This is a genomic window from Streptomyces sp. NRRL B-24572, from assembly GCF_002156145.1.
GTDB lineage: Bacteria > Actinomycetota > Actinomycetes > Streptomycetales > Streptomycetaceae > Streptomyces > Streptomyces vietnamensis.
Window position 1 is genome coordinate 1 of sequence record NZ_MWIG01001092.1, and the last position, 2,545, is coordinate 2,545.

The 2,545-nt window shown below is 77.1% G+C and carries 1 protein-coding gene and 1 pseudogene; both read left to right on the top strand.

The features are described 5' to 3' along the window. Window positions 1–2,162 (top strand): DUF5682 family protein (locus tag CCN56_RS40455; protein ID WP_086832530.1); only part of this gene is annotated, 2,162 nt, incomplete at its 5' end. After that, window positions 2,162–2,545 (top strand): annotated as a pseudogene (locus CCN56_RS40460) (hypothetical protein); the annotation flags it as partial. The gene CCN56_RS40455 and the pseudogene CCN56_RS40460, both read left to right, overlap by 1 nt.

Here is a 2,545-nt window from a genome sequence, read left to right on the forward strand (position 1 = left end):
CGCCGGTCGCGCTGCTCGCCCACGCCGTGGACGACCCCGGACGGGCCGCGTTCTGGCCGATGGCCGAGTTCTCGCCCGAGTGGGTCGCGATCCGCTGGGCCCTCGACCGGGGCGCCACCGTCCGCTTCGTCGACCTGCCCGCCGCCCACACCCTCGCCGCCGCCGACCCCACCTGGCGGGACGAGGAGGACGACGAGGCGGTCGCCGGCAGCGGCCTGCGGATCGACCCGGTCGCTGAACTCGCCCGCGCCGCCGGGTACGAGGACGCCGAGCGCTGGTGGGAGGACGTCGTCGAGCTGCGCGGCGACGGCGACCCCACCGCCCCCTTCGAGGCCCTCGCCGAGGCCATGGGCGCCCTGCGCGAGACGTACGGGCACGGCGGCCACCCCCGCGACCTGGTCCGCGAGGCGTACATGCGGCTCCAGCTGCGCGCCGCCCGCAAGGAGTTCGGCGACTCCGTCGCCGTCGTCTGCGGCGCCTGGCACGTGCCCGCCCTCACCCGCAGGACCACCGTCACCGCCGACAAGGCCCTCCTGAAGGGCCTGCCCAAGGTGAAGGCCGAGCTGACCTGGGTCCCCTGGACCCACCGCAGGCTCGCCCGCCGCTCCGGCTACGGGGCCGGAATCGACGCGCCCGGCTGGTACGGGCACCTCTTCGCCGCCCCCGACCGGCCCGTCGAGCGTTGGATGACCAAGGTCGCCGGCCTCCTCAGGGCCGAGGACCACCCCGTCTCCTCCGCCCACGTCATCGAGGCCGTCCGGCTCGCCGAGACCCTCGCCGCGCTGCGCGGCCGCCCGCTCCCCGGCCTCGACGAGACGACCGACGCCGTCCGCGCCGTCCTCTGCGAGGGTTCCGACGTGCCGCTCGGCCTCGTCCGCGACCGCCTCGTCGTCGGCGACGTCCTCGGCGAGGTCCCGGCCGGCGCCCCCGCCGTACCCCTCCAGCGCGATCTGGCCCGCCGCCAGCGCACCCTGCGCCTCAAGCCCGAGGCGCAGGAGCGCGAGCTCGGCCTCGACCTCCGCAAGGACACCGACGGCGAGCGCAGCCGTCTGCTGCACCGGCTGCGCCTCCTCGGCGTCCACTGGGGCGAACCGGCCGCCGGACGCGCCGGCACCGGCACCTTCCGCGAGACCTGGCGGCTGCGCTGGGAGCCCGAGCTGCACGTCCAGGTCGCCGAGGCCGGCGTCTGGGGCACCACCGTCGAGGGCGCCGCCACCGCCAAGGCCGAGTCCCTGGCCCTCGCCGCGACCGCCCTCGCCGACGTCACCGCGCTCGCCGAGCACTGCCTCCTCGCCGGGCTCACCGACGCGCTGCCCGTCGTCATGCGGGCGCTCGCCGACCGGGCCGCGCTCGACACCGACGTCGCCCACCTCGCCCAGGCCCTCCCGGCCCTGGCCCGCTCCCTGCGCTACGGCGACGTCCGCGGCACCGGCACGGCCGCCCTCGGCGAGGTCGCCGCCGGGCTCGCCGAGCGGATCTGCGTCGGCCTGCCGCCCGCCTGCGCCGGACTCGACGCGGACGCCGCCGCCGAGATGCGCGACCGCCTCGATGCCGTCCACACGGCGATCGGCCTCCTCCAGGACCGCCCCGAGACGGCCGCCGCGCCGACCGTGCCCACCGAGCCCGCCGCCCCTGGACGCCCTGCCGGTGGCCTCGCCGGGCGTTGGACCGGAGTGCTGCGGCCGCTCGCCGACCGTGACCGGATACCCGGTGTGCTTCGGGGGAGGGCCGCGCGGCTCCTCCTCGACGAAGGTGGGATCGGGGACGGTGAGGCCGCGGTGCTCATGAGCCGGGCTCTCTCGCCCGGTACCCCGCCCGGCGACGCCGCCGCCTGGATCGACGGATTCGTCGGCGGGGCCTCCGGCGGCGGGCTGCTCCTCGTCCATGACGAGCGGCTCCTCGGGCTTGTCGACGCCTGGTTGGCAGGGGTGCCGGACGCGGCCTTCACCGACGTCCTGCCGCTGCTGCGCCGCACCTTCGCCACGTACGAGACGGGCGTCCGCCGGACCCTTGGCGAGCTCGTCGCGCGGGGGCCCCGGGCCGGTGGGGCGGGGGGCTCCGTTCCCCGTGTCCCCGGCTTCGGGCCCACTCCCGATCATGCGCGGGCCGATGCCGTACTGCCCCTGCTCCAGCTCATCCTCGGAACGGAGACCCACGCGTGATGACCGACGAGCGACTGCGGCGCTGGCGGCTCGTGCTCGGCGGCGGGGACGCCGACGGCACCGGCCGGGCGCTCAGCGGCACCGACGCCGCCATGGACGGCGCCCTCACCGCGCTCTACGACCGCAAGGGCCAGGGCGGCGGAGCCGGGCTCGGCACCTCCGCGCCCTCCGTCGCCCGCTGGCTCGGCGACATCCGTACGTACTTCCCGACCTCCGTCGTCCAGGTCATGCAGCGCGACGCCATCGACCGGCTCGGGCTCGCCACCCTCCTCCTGGAGCCGGAGATGCTGGAGGCCGTCGAGGCCGACGTGCACCTCGTCGGCACCCTGCTCTCCCTCGGCGGGGCCATGCCCGAGACGACCCGGGAGACGGCGCGCGCCGTC